Annotated in this window: 11 protein-coding genes and 1 pseudogene; 9 read left to right on the forward strand and 3 right to left on the reverse strand. The window is 45.3% G+C overall.

Going from position 1 to position 17,246, the window contains the following annotated elements:
* Both IM456_RS10995 and IM456_RS11000 read left to right on the forward strand, forming a co-directional pair.
* Positions 1–184, forward strand: a pseudogene (locus IM456_RS10995) (RNA-guided endonuclease TnpB family protein); the annotation flags it as partial.
* A gap of 69 nt (positions 185–253) precedes the next feature.
* Positions 254–805, forward strand: a complete 552-nt coding sequence (locus IM456_RS11000) for a LabA-like NYN domain-containing protein (protein ID WP_002764933.1) — start codon at positions 254–256, stop codon at positions 803–805.
* Between the two features lie 111 nt (positions 806–916).
* On the opposite strand, the gene IM456_RS11005 is transcribed toward IM456_RS11000, so the two are convergent.
* Complete coding sequence (locus IM456_RS11005) at positions 917–2,092, reverse strand: esterase-like activity of phytase family protein (RefSeq protein ID WP_149986133.1); 1,176 nt, start codon at positions 2,090–2,092, stop codon at positions 917–919.
* A gap of 37 nt (positions 2,093–2,129) precedes the next feature.
* Between IM456_RS11005 and IM456_RS11010 the strand changes: the two genes are divergently transcribed.
* Both IM456_RS11010 and IM456_RS11015 read left to right on the forward strand, forming a co-directional pair.
* Positions 2,130–3,317: a tetratricopeptide repeat protein gene (locus IM456_RS11010; RefSeq protein ID WP_287693128.1), complete on the forward strand. Its 1,188-nt coding sequence runs from the start codon at positions 2,130–2,132 to the stop codon at positions 3,315–3,317.
* A 265-nt stretch (positions 3,318–3,582) separates the two neighbouring features.
* Positions 3,583–4,635: an LOG family protein gene (locus IM456_RS11015; RefSeq protein ID WP_149986131.1), complete on the forward strand. Its 1,053-nt coding sequence runs from the start codon at positions 3,583–3,585 to the stop codon at positions 4,633–4,635.
* Between the two features lie 3 nt (positions 4,636–4,638).
* On the opposite strand, the gene IM456_RS11020 is transcribed toward IM456_RS11015, so the two are convergent.
* Positions 4,639–5,028 carry a hypothetical protein gene (locus IM456_RS11020; RefSeq protein WP_002733765.1) on the reverse strand — a complete coding sequence of 130 codons (390 nt, stop codon included), beginning with the start codon at positions 5,026–5,028 and terminating at the stop codon, positions 4,639–4,641.
* A 161-nt stretch (positions 5,029–5,189) separates the two neighbouring features.
* On the opposite strand from IM456_RS11020, the gene queA reads away from it, so the two are divergent.
* The 3 genes from queA to gcvT all read left to right on the forward strand — a co-directional run bounded on the left by queA (position 5,190) and on the right by gcvT (position 9,462).
* Complete coding sequence (gene queA, locus IM456_RS11025) at positions 5,190–6,287, forward strand: tRNA preQ1(34) S-adenosylmethionine ribosyltransferase-isomerase QueA (protein ID WP_149986143.1); 1,098 nt, start codon at positions 5,190–5,192, stop codon at positions 6,285–6,287.
* A gap of 162 nt (positions 6,288–6,449) precedes the next feature.
* A complete protein-coding gene (locus IM456_RS11030; RefSeq protein ID WP_149986130.1) occupies positions 6,450–8,138 on the forward strand; it encodes a serine protease in 1,689 nt (562 codons plus the stop codon).
* A 217-nt stretch (positions 8,139–8,355) separates the two neighbouring features.
* Positions 8,356–9,462 (forward strand): glycine cleavage system aminomethyltransferase GcvT, encoded by a 1,107-nt coding sequence (gcvT, locus tag IM456_RS11035; protein WP_287694449.1) that lies wholly within the window; start codon positions 8,356–8,358, stop codon positions 9,460–9,462.
* On the opposite strand, the gene IM456_RS23320 is transcribed toward gcvT, so the two are convergent.
* The gene (locus IM456_RS23320) at positions 9,431–9,694 is read right to left on the reverse strand and encodes a DUF6444 domain-containing protein (protein WP_353737732.1); all 264 of its coding nucleotides are present in this window, start codon (positions 9,692–9,694) and stop codon (positions 9,431–9,433) included. The genes gcvT and IM456_RS23320 overlap by 32 nt on opposite strands.
* Before the next feature lie 1,005 nt (positions 9,695–10,699).
* Here IM456_RS23320 and IM456_RS11040 point away from each other — a divergent pair.
* Complete coding sequence (locus IM456_RS11040; protein ID WP_287694447.1) at positions 10,700–13,744, forward strand: type I polyketide synthase; 3,045 nt, start codon at positions 10,700–10,702, stop codon at positions 13,742–13,744.
* A gap of 21 nt (positions 13,745–13,765) precedes the next feature.
* Positions 13,766–17,215: an SDR family NAD(P)-dependent oxidoreductase gene (locus IM456_RS11045; RefSeq protein ID WP_287694445.1), complete on the forward strand. Its 3,450-nt coding sequence runs from the start codon at positions 13,766–13,768 to the stop codon at positions 17,213–17,215.
* The last annotated feature ends 31 nt before the right edge of the window (positions 17,216–17,246 follow it).

Raw genomic sequence — 17,246 nt, forward strand, 5'->3', positions numbered from 1 at the left:
AGGGTTACAATATTTGGGAAATCATCTCAACGGTACTGTTGGGCAAACAGAAACCGACCCAAACGCCTTGGGAGAGTCCGGTCTCTGGGTTTTCAGTGGAGACATTGAGAATCTAAGCTGTCTCGTTGAACAAGGAATTTCCGATAGTGATATGGAAAGAATCCCCCGTCACAGCGTAGCTTGACGGTGGGAGTATGTCAATAAAAAGTAATTTTATAGTTAAACTCTATAAAAAATTAGGTATGTATTTTGTATGACAGAAGCCGGTCTTTGTCATTGTAATGGTGGCGGCCGTCCGAAAGATCGCCTTTCGATTTTTGTGGATGGCAATAATATGTTTTATGCTCAACAAAAAAATGGTTGGTTTTTTGACCCGCGTAAGGTGTTAAATTACTTCACCAACGACCCGAATATTATGTTAATTAATGCCTTTTGGTACACGGGGTTAAAAGATTCCCAAGATCAAAGAGGTTTTCGCGATGCTTTAATTAGTTTGGGTTATACGGTGAGAACAAAAATTTTGAAAGAATATTATGATGATAGTTCCGGTCGTTTTTCCCAGAAAGCTAATTTAGATATCGAAATTGTCGTCGATATGTTTAATACCGTCGATCAATACGATCGAGTGATTTTATTTAGCGGTGATGGCGATTTTGAACGAGCGATCGAACTATTGCGCTCTAAAAATACTCATATTACTGTAGTTTCTACGGAAGGGATGATCGCTAGGGAATTGCGAAATGCCACCGATCGCTATATTGACCTGAATGATATTCGCAAAGATATCGAAAAAAGTGATTATTAACCGGCCGTTGTGCCTTTAAACCGGCTATTTATCCCATTTTTCTTGATTGGTAGTCCTCACCCCAATCCTTCTCCCAGAAGGGGATAGGTGAGGGAATTAACCATCTCTTGTTTATTTTTCCTTGAGTCGAAATAGTAAAAACTGATTGACCTGATTCGGATTAAAATTATCATCACTGACTAAAATCAAAGAGCGACTGCCATCAGCTAATCTTGGACCGAGGGTCATTCCTTCCAAATTATCTAAATCAATCCCTAAAGTCCCTAAATCTAGTAATAATTTTTTCCGCAAGGGTTGCACCTGTAAAGCTTCTAATTCTCCCGGTATCCGAGCAATTTTCGAGGTATCGGTGGCACTCCCATTAACTACCTGAAATAGTTTCGCTCCAAAACCTTCTAAACCAAAAGTTCGCTCTAAACTGAGAAAATAACCCTCTTTTTCTAAAGCTAATAATTCCGTTAAACCGTAGTATCTCGCACCACTGGGTGGCTCATCTAACACATACAATTGTTCTGATACTAACACAGGCGCACCAATCGGATCAATAACATAATGAAGAAGTCGCACTCTGAGATTTTCTGCTCTTTTTCCCGTGGGACTATCTTGAATTAAAGCGTTTTCTGTGGCAGTAAACAAACGAAAAGGATCGTCTTTGAGAGTGCTGGTAATCCCTAAAGTTAAGGATTCAAACCCTAAATTATCCTGTATTCCTTTTTGATTGCTATCATCTGGTAAAAAGCGATTAGGAATTAACAAAGACTCCTTTAATTGTCCCTGCAAATCAAATTCAGCAATAAAAGGAGCAATTCCCTGTTTAACCGCACCTTCACTGGAAATAAACAAAGTTTGTCGGGGCGAAAAAGCGATACCTTCCGGGTCGATCGATCCCTTTTTAAACGTTTCTCCCTTGCCATCTTTTAGGAACGTGACTGCCTCTAAATTCACTTTTTCGATTTTTTCACCATTTATCTGCAAACTAGCCCGATAAAAGCGGGCCGGAGCTTTCTGAGAACGATCATCACTGAGGAGATAAAAGCGGTTATTGGCACGATCATAGGTAATTGCCGATAATCCTCCCACCCTTGTCCCTTGATAATCCGCTTGTGGTAATTGATATTCTCCCAAAAACTCGACCGAGAGGGGTAGAAACATTCGTTGTTCTGCTAAAACTTGCGGGGAGACACCACAGGCCCCCAGACTAAAGGTTACAATCAAACTAGCAATTAAACCCAAAATTGGGAAACGCAAATTTTCGGCAGTCAGTCTCTTATAGAATCGATCGATCACAAAATATCATCCTCTACTACGCTCTTATCAATCTATTATGCTACGTTTTTCTCTCGGTTTATGGCTCTGTTTGATCGGTACTTCCCTTCCTCTCCTAGCACAAACAGAAACCCCTGCACCCAATCCCCTCGAAACTCCCCTAAAAAGTCCTTTATTACCCGCAATCGATCGCCCTTTAACTCCCTTGGAGCGTCGTCAACTTTTATTATACATCGATCAACGCGATGCTGAAGCTCAAGCTAAATACGATGCGGGATTAAATGAGGAAGCTTTTCCTATCTGGTATGAAGTGATTAAATTAAATCGTTATTTAGGAGCAAAAGAAGAAGTAAAATCTTTGGGAAAAGTGGGGTTAGCAGCTTGGAATCGAGATCGAACCGAGGATGTTAAATTAATTACTGCTCGTTTAAAATCTCTGCAACAAACCGCAGAAACTAACCAGACAATGGACGGGGAATTATTAGCATTACTAGGTACATCCTATCAACAGGTACGAGCTTTTAATGAGGCGATAATTATCTATAATAAAATCCTAGCTAATGCCAGACAATCTGGGGATAATGTGGCAGTAGAAGCGACTCTAAATCAACTTGGTCAAATTCATTTATCCCGTTTTGATTATCAAAAAGCAGCTCCAATTTACGAAGAATTATTAACTATTTCTAAGGCACAGAATAATTCTTTAACTCAAGGAATTTATTTGCAAAGACTAGCAGAAATTTATCGAGAATCTCTGCAACCAGCTAACGCCGTGAAAATTAAAGAAGAAATAGCTGAAACCCAGATCAGAAATCAGCAAATACAGTTAATCCCCGCTCTAAAAATTCAAATTGGTTTAGATTACCAAGCTTTAAAAGATGCAAATAAAGCCAGCCAAAACTTTCAAGAAGCCTATTCTCTCGCTTTTGCTTTACAACAGTACGGCACCGCAGGAGAAGCTTTAAATAAGTTGGCCGAACTCTATAAAAGTTATCAACAGGTAGATTATGCTTTACAAATATATCAAGAATTAATTAAAGTCCATGAATTGGGTTATAATTACTACGGTTTAATGAATACCTACGATCAAATCGGTCAAATTTATCTAGAGAGAAAAAATTATCCCCAAGCTTTACTCGCTTTCCAAAAAGGTGCGGAATTAGCCCAAGCTATCCGTTATCGTGAACAATATTTTCAAACCCAAATCACCCAAGTTAATCAAGCAATAAATAATCCTGAACAGTGATCTTTAAGTTTTTGAATAGTTAACTAATGGACATATAAGTAGGTGGGTGGAATTAAATATAAGATGAACGTAGGTTGGGTTGAAGCATGAAACCCAACGCCCGCATGGGTTACGCTACCGCTAACCCATCCTACAAATAATTGTGCCTCCCTACTTAAATGGGGAAATGGGGACTAAGAAATATCTTCCCCAACACCCTAAAACCCCCCGCAACGCGCACGCAGTGACCACCCCAACGCCCTAACACCCAAAACCCAACCCACCAATGGAAAATTCCTATTCTGAATTAACCGAAGACTTGCTGAAATTGCTGCAACATTTGCCCCACTTAAAAGATGGTAAATGGATTCAAAGATCTCTGGAAGCAATAGTCAGAATTGCCGAGGAGGAAATCGATCGCCTGGATTGGAAAATTTTAACCTACGCGATCGAAGATCTAGAAAAGGGATTTCAGGTATTTTACCCCTACCGTCACATTCGTAAACTTACCATTTTTGGCTCGGCACGCATCAAACCCGACAGCAGTGAATACCGTCTGGCAGTGGACTTCGCTCGCTGTATTAGTCAATACGGTTTTATGGTGTTAACCGGTGCTGGGGGTGGCATCATGCAAGCAGGTAACGAAGGTGCTGGACGGGAAAATTCCTTCGGATTAAATATTCAGCTACCCTTTGAACAGGGGGCTAATCCCTATATCATAAATGATGCCAAATTAATCGATTTTAAATATTTCTTTACCAGAAAACTATTTTTTCTGCGGGAAAGTGACGCAGTAGCTTTATTCCCCGGTGGTTTTGGCACCCAAGATGAGGCCTTTGAGACGCTTACCCTCTGTCAAACCGGTAAATACGGACCTGCACCCCTAGTATTAATTGATGAGCCTGATGGGGATTACTGGCAAACTTGGCAAGAACAAATTAGTGAAAATCTGCAAAAAAGAGGACTGATATCCGCCGAAGATCGGAATTTTTATACAATTACCAACGATCTAGACTACGCTTGTCAAACAATTCGCCACTTCTATCGGGTGTATCACTCCAGCCGTTTTGTGGGAGAATCCTTTGTTATTCGTCTTAACCACGAACTAAGCGGGGAACAGATCGAACAAATTAACCAAAACTTCGGCGATATCCTAGTTAAGGGGAAAATCGCACCTAGTCAAATTCTAGAACGAGAGAATCGGGATTCCACCCACCATTTACCTCGTCTAGTTTTTTACTTTAATGGCAAGAGCTACGGACGCTTGTATCAATTAATTGATCACATCAACGATTTAAGTCCTGTAGTTGCCCTAGAAGAGCATCCCGAGAGAAAATAAACCCTAGGCCAGAGTTTCCGGACAGTATCCTAAACCCTTAGTAAATTGTTGCCGAAAAGCCTCTATATCTTGCTGATCCGGGGTACCATGGGACACGATCGCCACTTGATAACGACGCATGACATCAATAGGAGATTGTCCCGTTTCCAAACTCCAAAAAACCATCTGGAGACGCATTTCCGGTTGATAGGGAATCCCTAACTCATTCATGTAGGCGCGAAAATCACCGTGTTGGCAAGGAGTCAGCATTTGATTAAACTTTACCTTGACCACCCAACCGTTAATCTGATGGATAACCGTCATGACGGAGGAAGGCAGATGAGTCATCGATCGCAGGTATTCGGTGACTCGTAGCGTTAAACTAGCATTAGCAAGAAAATAGAGATAGTCCATAGTGGCCGCCGGGCTATTGGCTAATAGTCACGATTAGTGTTATATCTCTAAGTCTGACGATAAACCGTTCTCGATACCAAGGGGAGAAATCCCCGATTTAGTGAAGTTCGCCTGGGTAGGATTACCCAACTTTTGCGAAGATCTTTATGATGACAATGACGATGACCCCTGACCAATTACTCTCCAGCTACGATTATCACCTTCCTCCGGAGTTAATTGCCCAAAATCCCGCAGAAACCCGAGACAGTTCCCGTCTTTTGGTGGTAGATTCTCCCAATAGTCATAATTTAGCTATTTTTCGGGATTTACCCACTTGGTTAGAGTCGGGGGATTTGCTGGTTTTCAACGATACCCGCGTGATTCCGGCCCGTTTATTTGGACGTAAAACCACGGGCGCACCCGTAGAAATATTACTATTAGAAGAACAAGATGACCATCGTTGGTTATCTCTGGTGAAACCGGGAAAACGCTTTAAAGTCGGTTCAGAAGTCCTTTTTTATCCGAAAACAGGGCCGACGGAAGACCAAGAAAAATTATGGTTAGCGAAAGTAATCGATCGAGATCTGAACACCGGTGGTCGTCTGCTGCAATTTCAACGTCATCCCAGGCGCAGTTTTTGGGATATGTTGGAGGAGTACGGTCATATTCCTTTCCCCCCCTACGTCACTGAATCAGAGGCGGAAGAAGACCGTTATCAAACAGTTTACGCCGATAAACAGGGTTCTGTGGCCGCTCCCACGGCCGGATTACATTTTACTCCCGAATTATTCCATAAGCTCGCCCAGAAGGGTATAGATACCGCCTATGTCACCCTTCATGTGGGAGTGGGAACCTTTCGTCCCGTGGAAGTGGAAAATATTACAGAACACCTAATGCACCAAGAATTTTTGCAGATTTCCGCCGAAACTGCCGAAAAAATCGCCCAAACAAAGGCTAGAGGTGGCCGGGTTATCGCCGTGGGAACCACGGTAGCTCGCGCCTTGGAAGGGGCAATTAAAGAAAGTAAGAGCGAGAAATTAACCGCTTTTCAGGGAAAAACGAATTTATTTGTCTATCCGGGTTATCAATGGCGAGTTATCGACGGCATGATCACTAATTTTCACCTACCCAAGTCCAGTTTGATGATGTTAGTCAGTGCCTTAATCGGACGGGAAAGACTACTGGCATTGTATCAAGAAGCTATCCAAGAGCGTTTCCGTTTCTATTCCTTCGGTGATGCTATGTTAATCCTACCCAGCGCTCGCAGCAGTAATCGGTAAGTAGTTGCACAAAATTACATTCATACCCCAGAAAGAAGGAGGAGCAGAACTGCGGAAAGGGCAACAGGAAAAGCAAAAATATGTGTAAGCAGCCCGCGCATCTAAATTGGTCTAGGGCGATTATCGAACCACCTCTGGCCTGTTGTCTATCCTAACCAAGAAATGAAAAGAAAAGAGCTTAAAATCGGTCGCCGCTATTCTGGCAAATCCTGGCAAATATTTGTAATTATTGCCTTCATCGCCGCCGCTCCCTTTGCTATTTTTTATCTGATTGCCTTGGCTTATCTTTGGCAAGGCGATCAACTTTTGGCCGCGGGGGAGAAGGAATCGGCTCTGTCTGCTTACCGAACAGTTTTATCTTTTCACGAAAATTCGGCCCAAGCCCATATAAAAATCGCTCAGGTCTTACAAAGTCAAAAACGCTATTCTGAAGCCTTACAAGCCTATAATCATGCCTTTATCGTTAACGATAAACCACCGATGGAACCCTCCCAAAGTAATCATTTAGTAGCTTTGGGAGACATCTTCGCGCAAGAGGAAAAATGGTCAGAGGCGATCGATGCTTACCAAAAAGCAATTATCATTAAACCAACTTTTAAAGCGCAATTTCAGCTAGGAAAAGCTCTCTATAGTTTACAACGTTGGGATGAGGCGGCGAAAGCTCTGCAAGCAGCGGTTTTTCTCGATCCTAGTCAGGGAAAAGCCTATTTTTATCTGGGAAAGGCCTACAGTGAACAGCAACTCTGGGAAGAGGCCAGTTATGCCTATCAGCAAGCTCTAGAATTGATACCTAGTCAGGGTGAAACCTACAAAAAATTAGGAGAAACCCTAGCAAAACAGGGAAAATGGCAGGAAGCAGAGCAAATATATCGACAGGCTTTAATTTACACCCCTAAAGATGGGGATATTTATAATTATTTAGGGAAAGCTTTAGCGGAACAGGGAAAACTAGGGGAAGCGATGGCAGTTTTTCAACAGGCGCGCCAAATTAGCCCCAAAAATGCCGAGATTTACGAAAATCTCTGTTATATCTATATCAATAGCGGTCAGATCGATGAGGGTCTAAATTGGTGTCGGCAAGCAGTAGAAATCGATCCCAATTTATCAGAAGTTAGATTTATTTTACAGGAAATCCAACGGGGACGATTAATTCACGACAATCCCGAATTATTAAAAATGCCAGAGATAATTCCCAGTGTTAAGAGTGATCCTCTGGTGAATTTAAAACGCTCAATTGTTAAAATTGTCATTCGTGGCAAAAATAACAATGGTATCGGCACTGGTTGGTTATTAAAACGAGATCAAGATACAGCTTGGATCGTGACTAACCGCCATGTGGTGACGAATTCCCGTCAAGAAATCGATGCAGAGGCGCGCATTTTTGTCGAGTATTATAGCCAACCACCCAAGGGAAAAATTCCCAAGCGTTCAAAAGCTAAAATTCTCCGCACTACCCCCCCTAACGACTGGCTCGATTTAGCAGTATTGGAGGTAAAAAATCCCCCCCCAGATTTAAAACCTTTAGCTTTAGCACCCCTACCAATTGCCGCTAATCAACCAGTAATCTCGATCGGTAATCCTTTTAATCAAAAAGATTGGACTGTCAGCAAAGGCACTGTTAATGATAATGACGAAAAATCCTTAAGTTTATCCATGTTTGTCGTTTCTGGACAGTCGGGAAGTCCAGTTTTAAACGATAAAAATCAAGTGGTGGGAGTGATTTCCCAAGCGGGTTTATTTTGTCCCAATCCCTCTACTCCTAAACCCCTAGAAAATGCCGTTAAATTAGGCTGCGGTTTAGCAATTCCCATTGACAGAGTGCGAGAAAGGTTAAGGGAGTGGGAATTATGAATTGGGAAGTGGGGTGTGGGGAAGTGGGGAAGCGGGGTGTGGGGTGTAGGGTGTAGGGTGTGGGGTGTGGGGTGTGGGGTGTAGGAAGAATAAATAAAAATAATCTCCTGTCTCGGAGTCTCCTGTCTCCTGTCTCGGAGTCTCCTGTCTCGGAGTCTCCTGTCTCCTGATAACTGCTATGCTACTCTAGGCAGAAAACCATTCGATCGAGATCACCGTGGCTAACCAAGAAGCAACTTCCCCCGCTATTCGTACTCCCTTATACGAGCTAATTGCCCAACAAACCAGCAAATTTACCCCTTTTGCGGGTTGGGAGATGCCGATACAGTTTAGCGGCTTAAAAATCGAACATAATGCTGTCCGCAACGGTGTCGGGATGTTTGACATTTCCCACATGGGCAAATTTATCTTAACTGGAGATAATCTGGTTCAATCTCTCCAAACCCTAGTTCCTTCTAATTTAGCCCGTTTAAGGGCAGGAAAGGCACAGTATAGCGTTTTACTTAACCCAGACGGTGGCATAATCGATGATATTATCTTTTACTACCAAAGCGAAAGCCAAGGCGTATTAATTGTTAATGCCTCAACCACCGATAAAGATCGAGAATGGATTTTAGGCAATTTAGAGGGATCGGGGGTCAAATTAAAGGATTTATCCCGAGAAAGGGTCTTAATCGCCCTGCAAGGACCCAAGTCAGCCACGATTTTACAGCCCTTGATCAGGGAAAAATTAAGCGATTTCGGCCTATTTAATCACTGGGAAAGCCAGCTTTTCGGGGAAAAAGTTTTTATCGCCAGGACCGGTTACACGGGAGAAGATGGCTTTGAAATTATGGCCCCTCCTGAAATCGGACAGCAACTTTGGACAGAATTCTTAAATTTAGGGGTGACTCCCTGCGGTTTAGGGTCCCGGGATACCCTGCGTTTAGAGGCAGCTTTAGCCCTTTATGGACAGGATATCGACGATAGCACGAGTCCCCTAGAGGCAGGCTTAAATTGGTTGGTTCATCTGCCAGAAAAAGGCGATTTTATCGGTCGCAATGTCCTCGAAGACCAAAAACTTAATGGTGTGAATCGGCGCTTGGTGGGATTGCAGATGTCCGGCAAACATATCGCTCGTCACGATTATCCGGTAGTATTTGCCGGGGAAGTGGTGGGTAAAGTCACCAGTGGCACTTTATCACCAACCTTAAACACAGCGATCGCTTTAGCCTATCTTCCCACACCTTTCGCCTCGATCGGACAGGCGATCGAAGTGGAAATCCGCGGCACCACCTACCCCGCTACCGTCGTTAAAAAACCCTTTTACAAAAGTAAAAAGTAACGTAACTACCGAGGTCTTGACAAATTAGGAAAAAACCAGAACTTCCCCCTTGAGAACTTGAGTAAAAACTTGTTTGTTCTTTGTTCCTTCTTAAGTCCGTCTGTTGAGGGGGCTGAGAACTATTCTGAGTATTTAATCCCAGTCTCCTCTCCAGCTCGGCTATCTTTTCCCGCAGAGCTTGATTTTCCTTCTCTAATGCTTTAATTCTGTTGGCTTGTTCTTCGTAAGTCATGGTTCACATTCTACCGCCTTTTTTCTCTACCTCGGCAGTTACGATTTATTCAGCAAACCCTAAATAAGTAGTTGGACAAAAGTAAAGTTAACTGTGGGGTAAGGAGTCAGTAGCCGGTCGTCGGTCGTCAGTAAGAATTGCGGCAATTTACATTTCTTAAGATAGACAACAGAATTTATGTCCGACTACTTAGCAGTAAGGTTCTTGATGAGAGATAACCATTAGAAAGAGGTAAACTCCCAAACGCATCTACTGCTTATCGGCTCTCCTCGTTTCTGTGTGGAAGGAAGAAGAATAGGGATAATTTTCCAGAAATATACTCTTCCAATCTTCAAAGGGAGCATCTCACCTTTGTAACCCCCAAATCAGGTTTTATGTCAAGCTATTTTGAAAGCCTTGCTAGAAACCAGTTTTAGGGACAAGTATAATGACTCACTTGCATAAATGAGATGCTCCCGAATTGACTCTTCAAAGCCTTGCCGTCGCCAAGACTCCTACGAATGATCAGCACTGATGATCACACAAAGTCGAGAAGAGCCGCTTATCTTCTTGCTTAACATCCTAAACTTCGAGAAGAGCCGCTTATCTTCTTGCTTAACATCCTAAACTTCGATTGTCACTGCTGAAACTTCCCCATATACTTGTGAACAAGTTACAACTATAGAGTAAATGCTAAAGTTTTCCCTTTAACATTTCTCTGGAAAATACTTTGAATAATTGAATACCTTGGCTTATATACCGTGATTTTATCAAGGTTATTTTGAGTGCCAATGAGATAGTTGTAATTGCTAAATGACAATAAATCATAAGCTTTCGGGAAATACCGAAAAAAGACCTAGGGACTTGCGCTTTGATAATATGCCATCTGGCTGGTCTGATTCTTCTACAGAGCGATTTCCTGGCTGGGATATTATTCCCACGCAAGTCCCCTAGCTGGGTTCCCCCGCTCCTAGGATAACCAGATAGTTATCAAACACAATTATTGTCCTCAAAACAAGGAAAAAAATGCCGAAAACTCAAAGCGATAAAATCGCTCATCCTATAGCCGTTGTCGGAATGGGTTGCCATTACCCTGGTGCCAACCAATTAAGCGAACTTTGGGAGAATATTTTGGCGCGTCGTTGTCAATTTCGCCAGTTTCCCGACCAACGTTTACCACTCTCGGAATATTATGATCCCGATCCCGCCACTCCCGATAAAACCTACGGAACACGCGGGGCCTTCATTGATGGCTTTCAATTCGACTGGATTAATCGTCGAGTTCCGAAAAAAACGGTCGATGGAACCGACATCGTGCATTGGTTAGCCTTAGAAGTGGCCAACAAAGCGATCGAAGATGCTGGGTATCGTCGAGATACCATTCCCACCCAAAAAACCGGGGTCATTCTCGGCAATTCCTTAACTGGAGAACATACTCGATCGAATGTGATGCGGTTACGTTGGCCCTACGTACGAAGAGCCTTGCGGGCTGCTGCCGAAGTCAAAGGACTGTCTGGAACAATTGTGGAAGAACTTCTCGAAACAATGGAGAAATTCTATAAATCCGTTTTCCCACCCATTACCGAAGATACCCTTGCTGGAGGACTGTCCAACACCATAGCCGGACGAATCTGTAACTTTTTTAATTTTGACGGTGGTGGTTATACCGTGGATGGCGCTTGTTCCTCCTCCCTAATCGCCGTTGTCACTGCCGCCAACGCTTTAAGTAATGGCGATTTAGACATGGCCTTAGCCGGTGGCATTGATATCAGTCTCGATACCTTTGAATTAATTGGTTTCGCCAAAACCGGCGCACTGACGGCTCAGGATATGAGGGTTTATGATCGCCGTGCCAGTGGCTTTATCCCTGGGGAGGGAGCTGGTTTTGTCGTTCTCAAACGATTAGCCGACGCACAGGCCAATGGCGACTACATTTATGCCCTGTTGGACGGTTGGGCTCTGTCCTCCGACGGCAAAGGAGGCATTACCGCACCCTCCAAGGTGGGACAGTCCAAAGCCCTATTAAGAGCTTACGAAAAAGCCAGTTATAGTCCCCAGTCTCTTCATTTTATTGAAGGACATGGAACCGGAACCCCCGTAGGCGATCGGGCTGAAATTGAAGGGGTAGCCCTAGCCATGAACGCCTCGAAACCTGCCCCCCCTCGTTCCTGTGGCATGACTTCTTTTAAATCCCTAGTTGGTCATACGAAAGCGGCGGCCGGGATCGGGGGTTTCATTAAAGCGGTCATGGCGGTTAATCAGCGGATCGTTCCCCCTACCGTTAACTGTCAAGAACCGAATCCCGTTTTCGAGGAGAGCGCCCAATGTTTATATCCAGTGCAACTAGGGGAAATCTACCCGGAAACGGAGGTTTTACGCGCAGGAGTGTCGGCGATGGGTTTTGGGGGCATTAACTCCCATGTGACCCTTTCTTCCGGCGATCCGGCGACAACTCGTCTCAAATCTGGCATAGCCGAACGAGCTTTATTCGTGTCTAACCAAGATACAGAGTTATTTGTTTTTGGGGCGAATTCAACGACAGACCTGTTCAAAATCGTCGAAAAGCTGAAACCGCGAGTAGAAGGCATGAGTTTGGCAGAAATGCCCGATTTAGCGGCTAAATTGGCGCAAGAATTACCTGAACACTGCTCTACGAGGGCCGCCCTGATCGCAGCAACTACCGGGGAATTATCCACGGGACTCGATCGCCTCTCCCTACTGCTCACAGAGTCCCCCCTTAGAAGCGGAGAAATGCGCGTCTCTCCCCAAAAGGATCTTTGGTTAGCCGAAAAGGTGCAACGAACCAAAATCGGCTTTCTCTTCCCCGGCCAAGGTTCGCAACGTTTAAATATGGCGCGGATGTTGGTGGAACGTTACCCCTGGGCGCAGGATTTTCTCTCCCAAGCCGATCAATGGTTGCAAGAAGCGGGATTTGTGCCGATCGGTCCGGTGATCTACCGTCCTCTCGATCGAGCCATCAATCGCGAAGAGGTGGAAAATTGGTTCCAAGCCTTAACCCAAATCGCCCCACAAACGGTTTGTTTTGTGTCCTTACTATGGCAGAAATACTTACAGCGATTAGGAATTAAACCGGTGGCTGTGGGCGGTCATAGTTTAGGAGAATTAACGGCCTTCCAAGCGGCGGATTGCTATGACGAAAAAACTTTACTTTGTTTCGCCGCCCTCCGGGGACAGGTGATGACGGAGAGTAGTTCCACTACAGGGACAATGGCCAGTTTAGCTTGTTCCCGTTCTCAAGCGGAAGAGTTACTACGAGGAGTCGCGGGATATGTGACAATCGCCAATTTAAATAGCCCCAGGCAAACAGTGATTTCGGGTGAGGTCGATAATGTTTTGGCGGTTCTTGAAAGGGCTTTGGTGCGAGGGATTCAAGGAAAAAAATTACCCGTCGCTAACGCTTTTCACTCGCAAATGGTGGCTGCGGCGGCGGAAAAACTTCGCCAAACTTGCTCTTTTGCGGAATATCCAACGCCGAAGTTGTGGTTAGGATCTAGTAAAACAGGACAGCAAGTTTCCCAAGTAATTTCTCTATCAGAACACTTCGCTGACCAAATTACTGCACAAGTTGATTTTATTTCTCTATACCAACAGATTGCTCGTCAATGTGACTTCTTATTGGAGGTGGGTCCAGGAAAAGTTCTTTCGGGATTGACCGCGGAAATCGCTGAAGTTCCCCTCTGTTTGCCCCTAGAATCTCAAGTGGGTAATACACGAGATCTGAATACAGCAATTGCGGCGATATTTGTGCAAGGAACTGGTATTAATTGGAATTTTTTCTACGAAAATCGGTTGATTCGTCCATTTATTCCAGCGTCAGAACGCCTGTTCATTGATAATCCTTGTGAGCGTTCCTTCGATTTCGAGCGTGAGGAACTCGATCAAATCATCCCTTTTCCACTTCAAACCACATCTAAATCAGCTTCTCTAGAGAACTTACCTGCTTTATCCACAGAGGAAATGAGCGACCTTCTCAGTCATTATTTTTCGCAACGAAGCTCATTTTTAGCCGAATTAATTCGGGCTGATTTAGAAAACCTCTCTTTCCTGTAAACCTATTCGCTGGATGATACCATGACTCACGAAAAACTTTCTCCCAACGAACAAATGAATGAGAGAATTTTGACAATTCTCTCAGCTTATTTTCAGCAAAGGGGTTCCTTTCTCGCTCAAGTAATCCGCGCCGATTTACAGTCTCTAGGCAGTAACTTTAAGCCTTCAGATATCCCGAACAATGGGAAAAGTCCGACCCATTCTTTCTCGGCTCCGACCCTAGAGAATCCTACAATAAAACCACCGGTTATGGTCGATGCTGCTCCCGCGAAATCTGTACCCACCGTGGCCAGCCAACCTCCTGCCAATTTAGAAACCCAATTAATTGTTTTAGTAGCGCGGAAAACGGGATTTCCCGAAAATACTATTCACCTAGGAGCAAGACTGCTAGATGATTTAAATTTGGATTCTATTAAGGGAGGGGAATTAATCGCGGATTTTGCCAAGGAGTGCAGCGTAGCGGGAAAAGTGGATCCGACCACTCTAGCGAACGCATCTCTTCAAGAAATTCTCGAAGCCGTGCGAGAAGTGATGCCTACCTCAATGGAGCCTTCTACCCCGAATCCAGTGGTAACTACAGAATCTAGAAAGGATGTGCAAACGATTTCTCGCCTCTTGCTAGAATTAGTTGCCGGAAAAACGGGGTTTCCGATCGATAGTTTGTCCCTACAATCGCGCTTACTGGATGACCTGAACTTAGACTCCATTAAAACCGCAGAATTAGTAGCGGAAGCGGCGAAACAGTTGGGCGTTGCCGGCCAGCTCGACCCCGCTCAGTTTGCGAATGCCCCCTTGAGCGAAATCGCTGAGATTTTAGCCAAACATAGTCAATCGCTCGGGACGGACAATCCTTCACCCGTCCCAACCGCTCCCTCTCTAGCTTCTAGCTCTTCTCCTTGGGTTCGTAACTTCGTAGTAGAATATTCCCCCGAAGAAGCGATCGAGCTGCCGGCAGAGGAAAGAGAAAACTGGGAAACCGCCAATTTATTTGCTTACGACAATTGGCCAGAAGCGCGCATTCTCATCGTCGCGGAATCGGAAGAAACGGATTGGGTGCAGATGCTGGAGAAGCACTGGCAAGACAAGGGTGCGATGGTCGAGAAGATCACCTACGAAGAAATGGCCTGGCAAGGAGGGATTCAAAACCCGAAATATACGCACTTCTTGGGAATTTTGCCGCAAAAAGCGCGAGGGGATGGCGATTCCTCGGCGCGATTACTACGAGCTATGTCTCGCCTTAGAGCGATCGCCACTCCCCTCAGTGCCAAGCAATTAGAACGGGAATATGTCACCGTCGCCTATCTTCAATTCGGGGGAGGTCACTTCGGTCGTTTACCCGGAATGAGCAATCTGGAACAATGCGGTACGATGGGCTTTGCCGCTAGTCTGCATTTAGAGCGGGCAGATCTGAAGGTACGGGTGATCGATTTACCCAACCAAAACCCCTCGCCCGCGTTGACCGAAACCATCATTGGTGAAATCGGACGCAAAGAAGCCTATTTAGCCGTGGGCTACGATGAACAATCGATCCGTCGCCTTCCTCGCCCGAAAGTACAGGATCGCACCCAATACGCTTCCCGTTCCCTATCTTGGTCAACGGAGGACGTGGTATTGATTACCGGTGGTGCGAAGGGAATTACCGCCGAATGTGCCATCGCTTTCGCTCGACTCACTGGAGTCAAAACCGCCCTTGTGGGGCGTTCTCCCCATCCCCAAGATGATCCCCTTGATGCTAGTGCGCGCGAGATCGCCCAAACCCTACGGGCGTTTGCGGAAGAACGGCTGATCTGTCGTTACTATTCCTGTGATGTCACCGATGCGATCGCTGTCCGAGAGCTAGTTACTCGTGTTCGCCAAGAGCTAGGCCCGATCACCGGTGTGATTCATGGTTCGGCGTTAAACAAACCCCGTCGGGTGGAAAATTCCACTCTCGGCGAGGCCAAATCGGAAGTAGCCCCCAAAGTCCTGGGCGTTTTGAACCTAATGGAAGCCTTAGAAGAAATGCCGCCGCGACTTTTTGTCGGATTCTCCTCCATTAGTGCGGTTTTGGGATTACCCGGGAATACTTGGTATGGCTTTTCCAATGAATCCCTCGACCTTCTACTTCGCAACTTTGGCGAAAGACACCCAGAAACGTCGGTTTTGGCGATCGCCTTTAGCGTCTGGTCAGAAGTGGGCATGGGGGCACGCATGGGAACGGTTCGGAATCTCAACCGGATGGGCATTGAGGCCATGCCCACAGAAGATGGAGTCAATCGATTCTTAGAACTGATGTTTAAAGATCCCGGCGATTCTCAAGTAGTGGTCACGTCCAAATTGGGCGGCGTGGAAACCATGCGACGGGGCTTTGATACATGGCGTACCCATCGTTACGAACCCCCCGCCTCTTTCTCATTTATCGAGAATATTCACACCATCGAATTGGGAGTAGAAGTGGGTTTCCGTACCCGTCTTACCCTCACTCAAGACTCCTATGTTCGGGATCATATCTATAACGGTTCCTATCTTTTCCCCACTGTCTTCGGTTTAGAAGCGATGGCTCAGGCCGCCTTCTATGTCAGCCAAAAAACAGCATTTTCTCGGCTTCGTCTGCAAGATATCCGCTTAGAGCGACCGATCGTTGTCGATCCCGAACAGGGAGTAGAGATCGAAATTTGGGCGCGAGTTCTCGAAAAGAAATCTCCTCTTGAGCCGCTACAAGTGCGCGCCGAAATCCGTACGGAACGGACAGGGTTTACCATCGCCCATTTTGCCGCCACCTTGATTCTCGACGATCAAAGCGCCGAAGTTCCCCTCTCCACGGTAACTGTACCCGATCGACCCCTAGATCTTGACCCCAAACAGGATCTTTACGGTTGGTTACTCTTTCAAGGAAGCCGTTTTCAACGACTGAAAAATGTCTATCGTCTCAACTCGAAAGAATTCCTATTCTCCACCCAAGTAGGCGGCGAACGAGCGGAAAAAGAAACCTTCGATCGAGCCGATGGCCCGTTCCTCCTCGGTGATCCCTACTATCGCGACTCTCTTCTGCAATCAGTACAACCGATTATCCCTCAAGATATCTGTTTACCCATCCGCATTGATCGTATTGATCTATACCAAATTCCCCGGAACCAATCCTGTTTTGGACTAGCTATCAATGAAGGACGCGAGGGCAAAGAGTATCGTACCACTGTCACGGCAGTCAACGAGCAGGGGCAGGTTTTGGAAACGTTAGAAGGTTATCAGTTAAGGATTCTAGAACATCGAGGCGACAATCCCACGGCGGAGGAAATCGCCAATCCTGGTCAACGGGACGAACGGCGATTACAAGAACAATTGAAACAGTCGGCCGAAGCCTTCGGGATCGATGCCCCAACCCTAGCGCTCACCTATCAACCCGGTTTACAAAATTTACCCAGCAGTGAGCGCCGACAACAGGAAGTTCCCTTATTCGCCAAAACAGTCGGAAATTTCCTCAATCCTTCCTAATCATTCCGGGAGAATGGTGCGAAAAACGTCT

The organism is Microcystis sp. M079S1, assembly GCF_020246425.1.
Classification (GTDB): Bacteria; Cyanobacteriota; Cyanobacteriia; order Cyanobacteriales; family Microcystaceae; genus Microcystis; species Microcystis aeruginosa.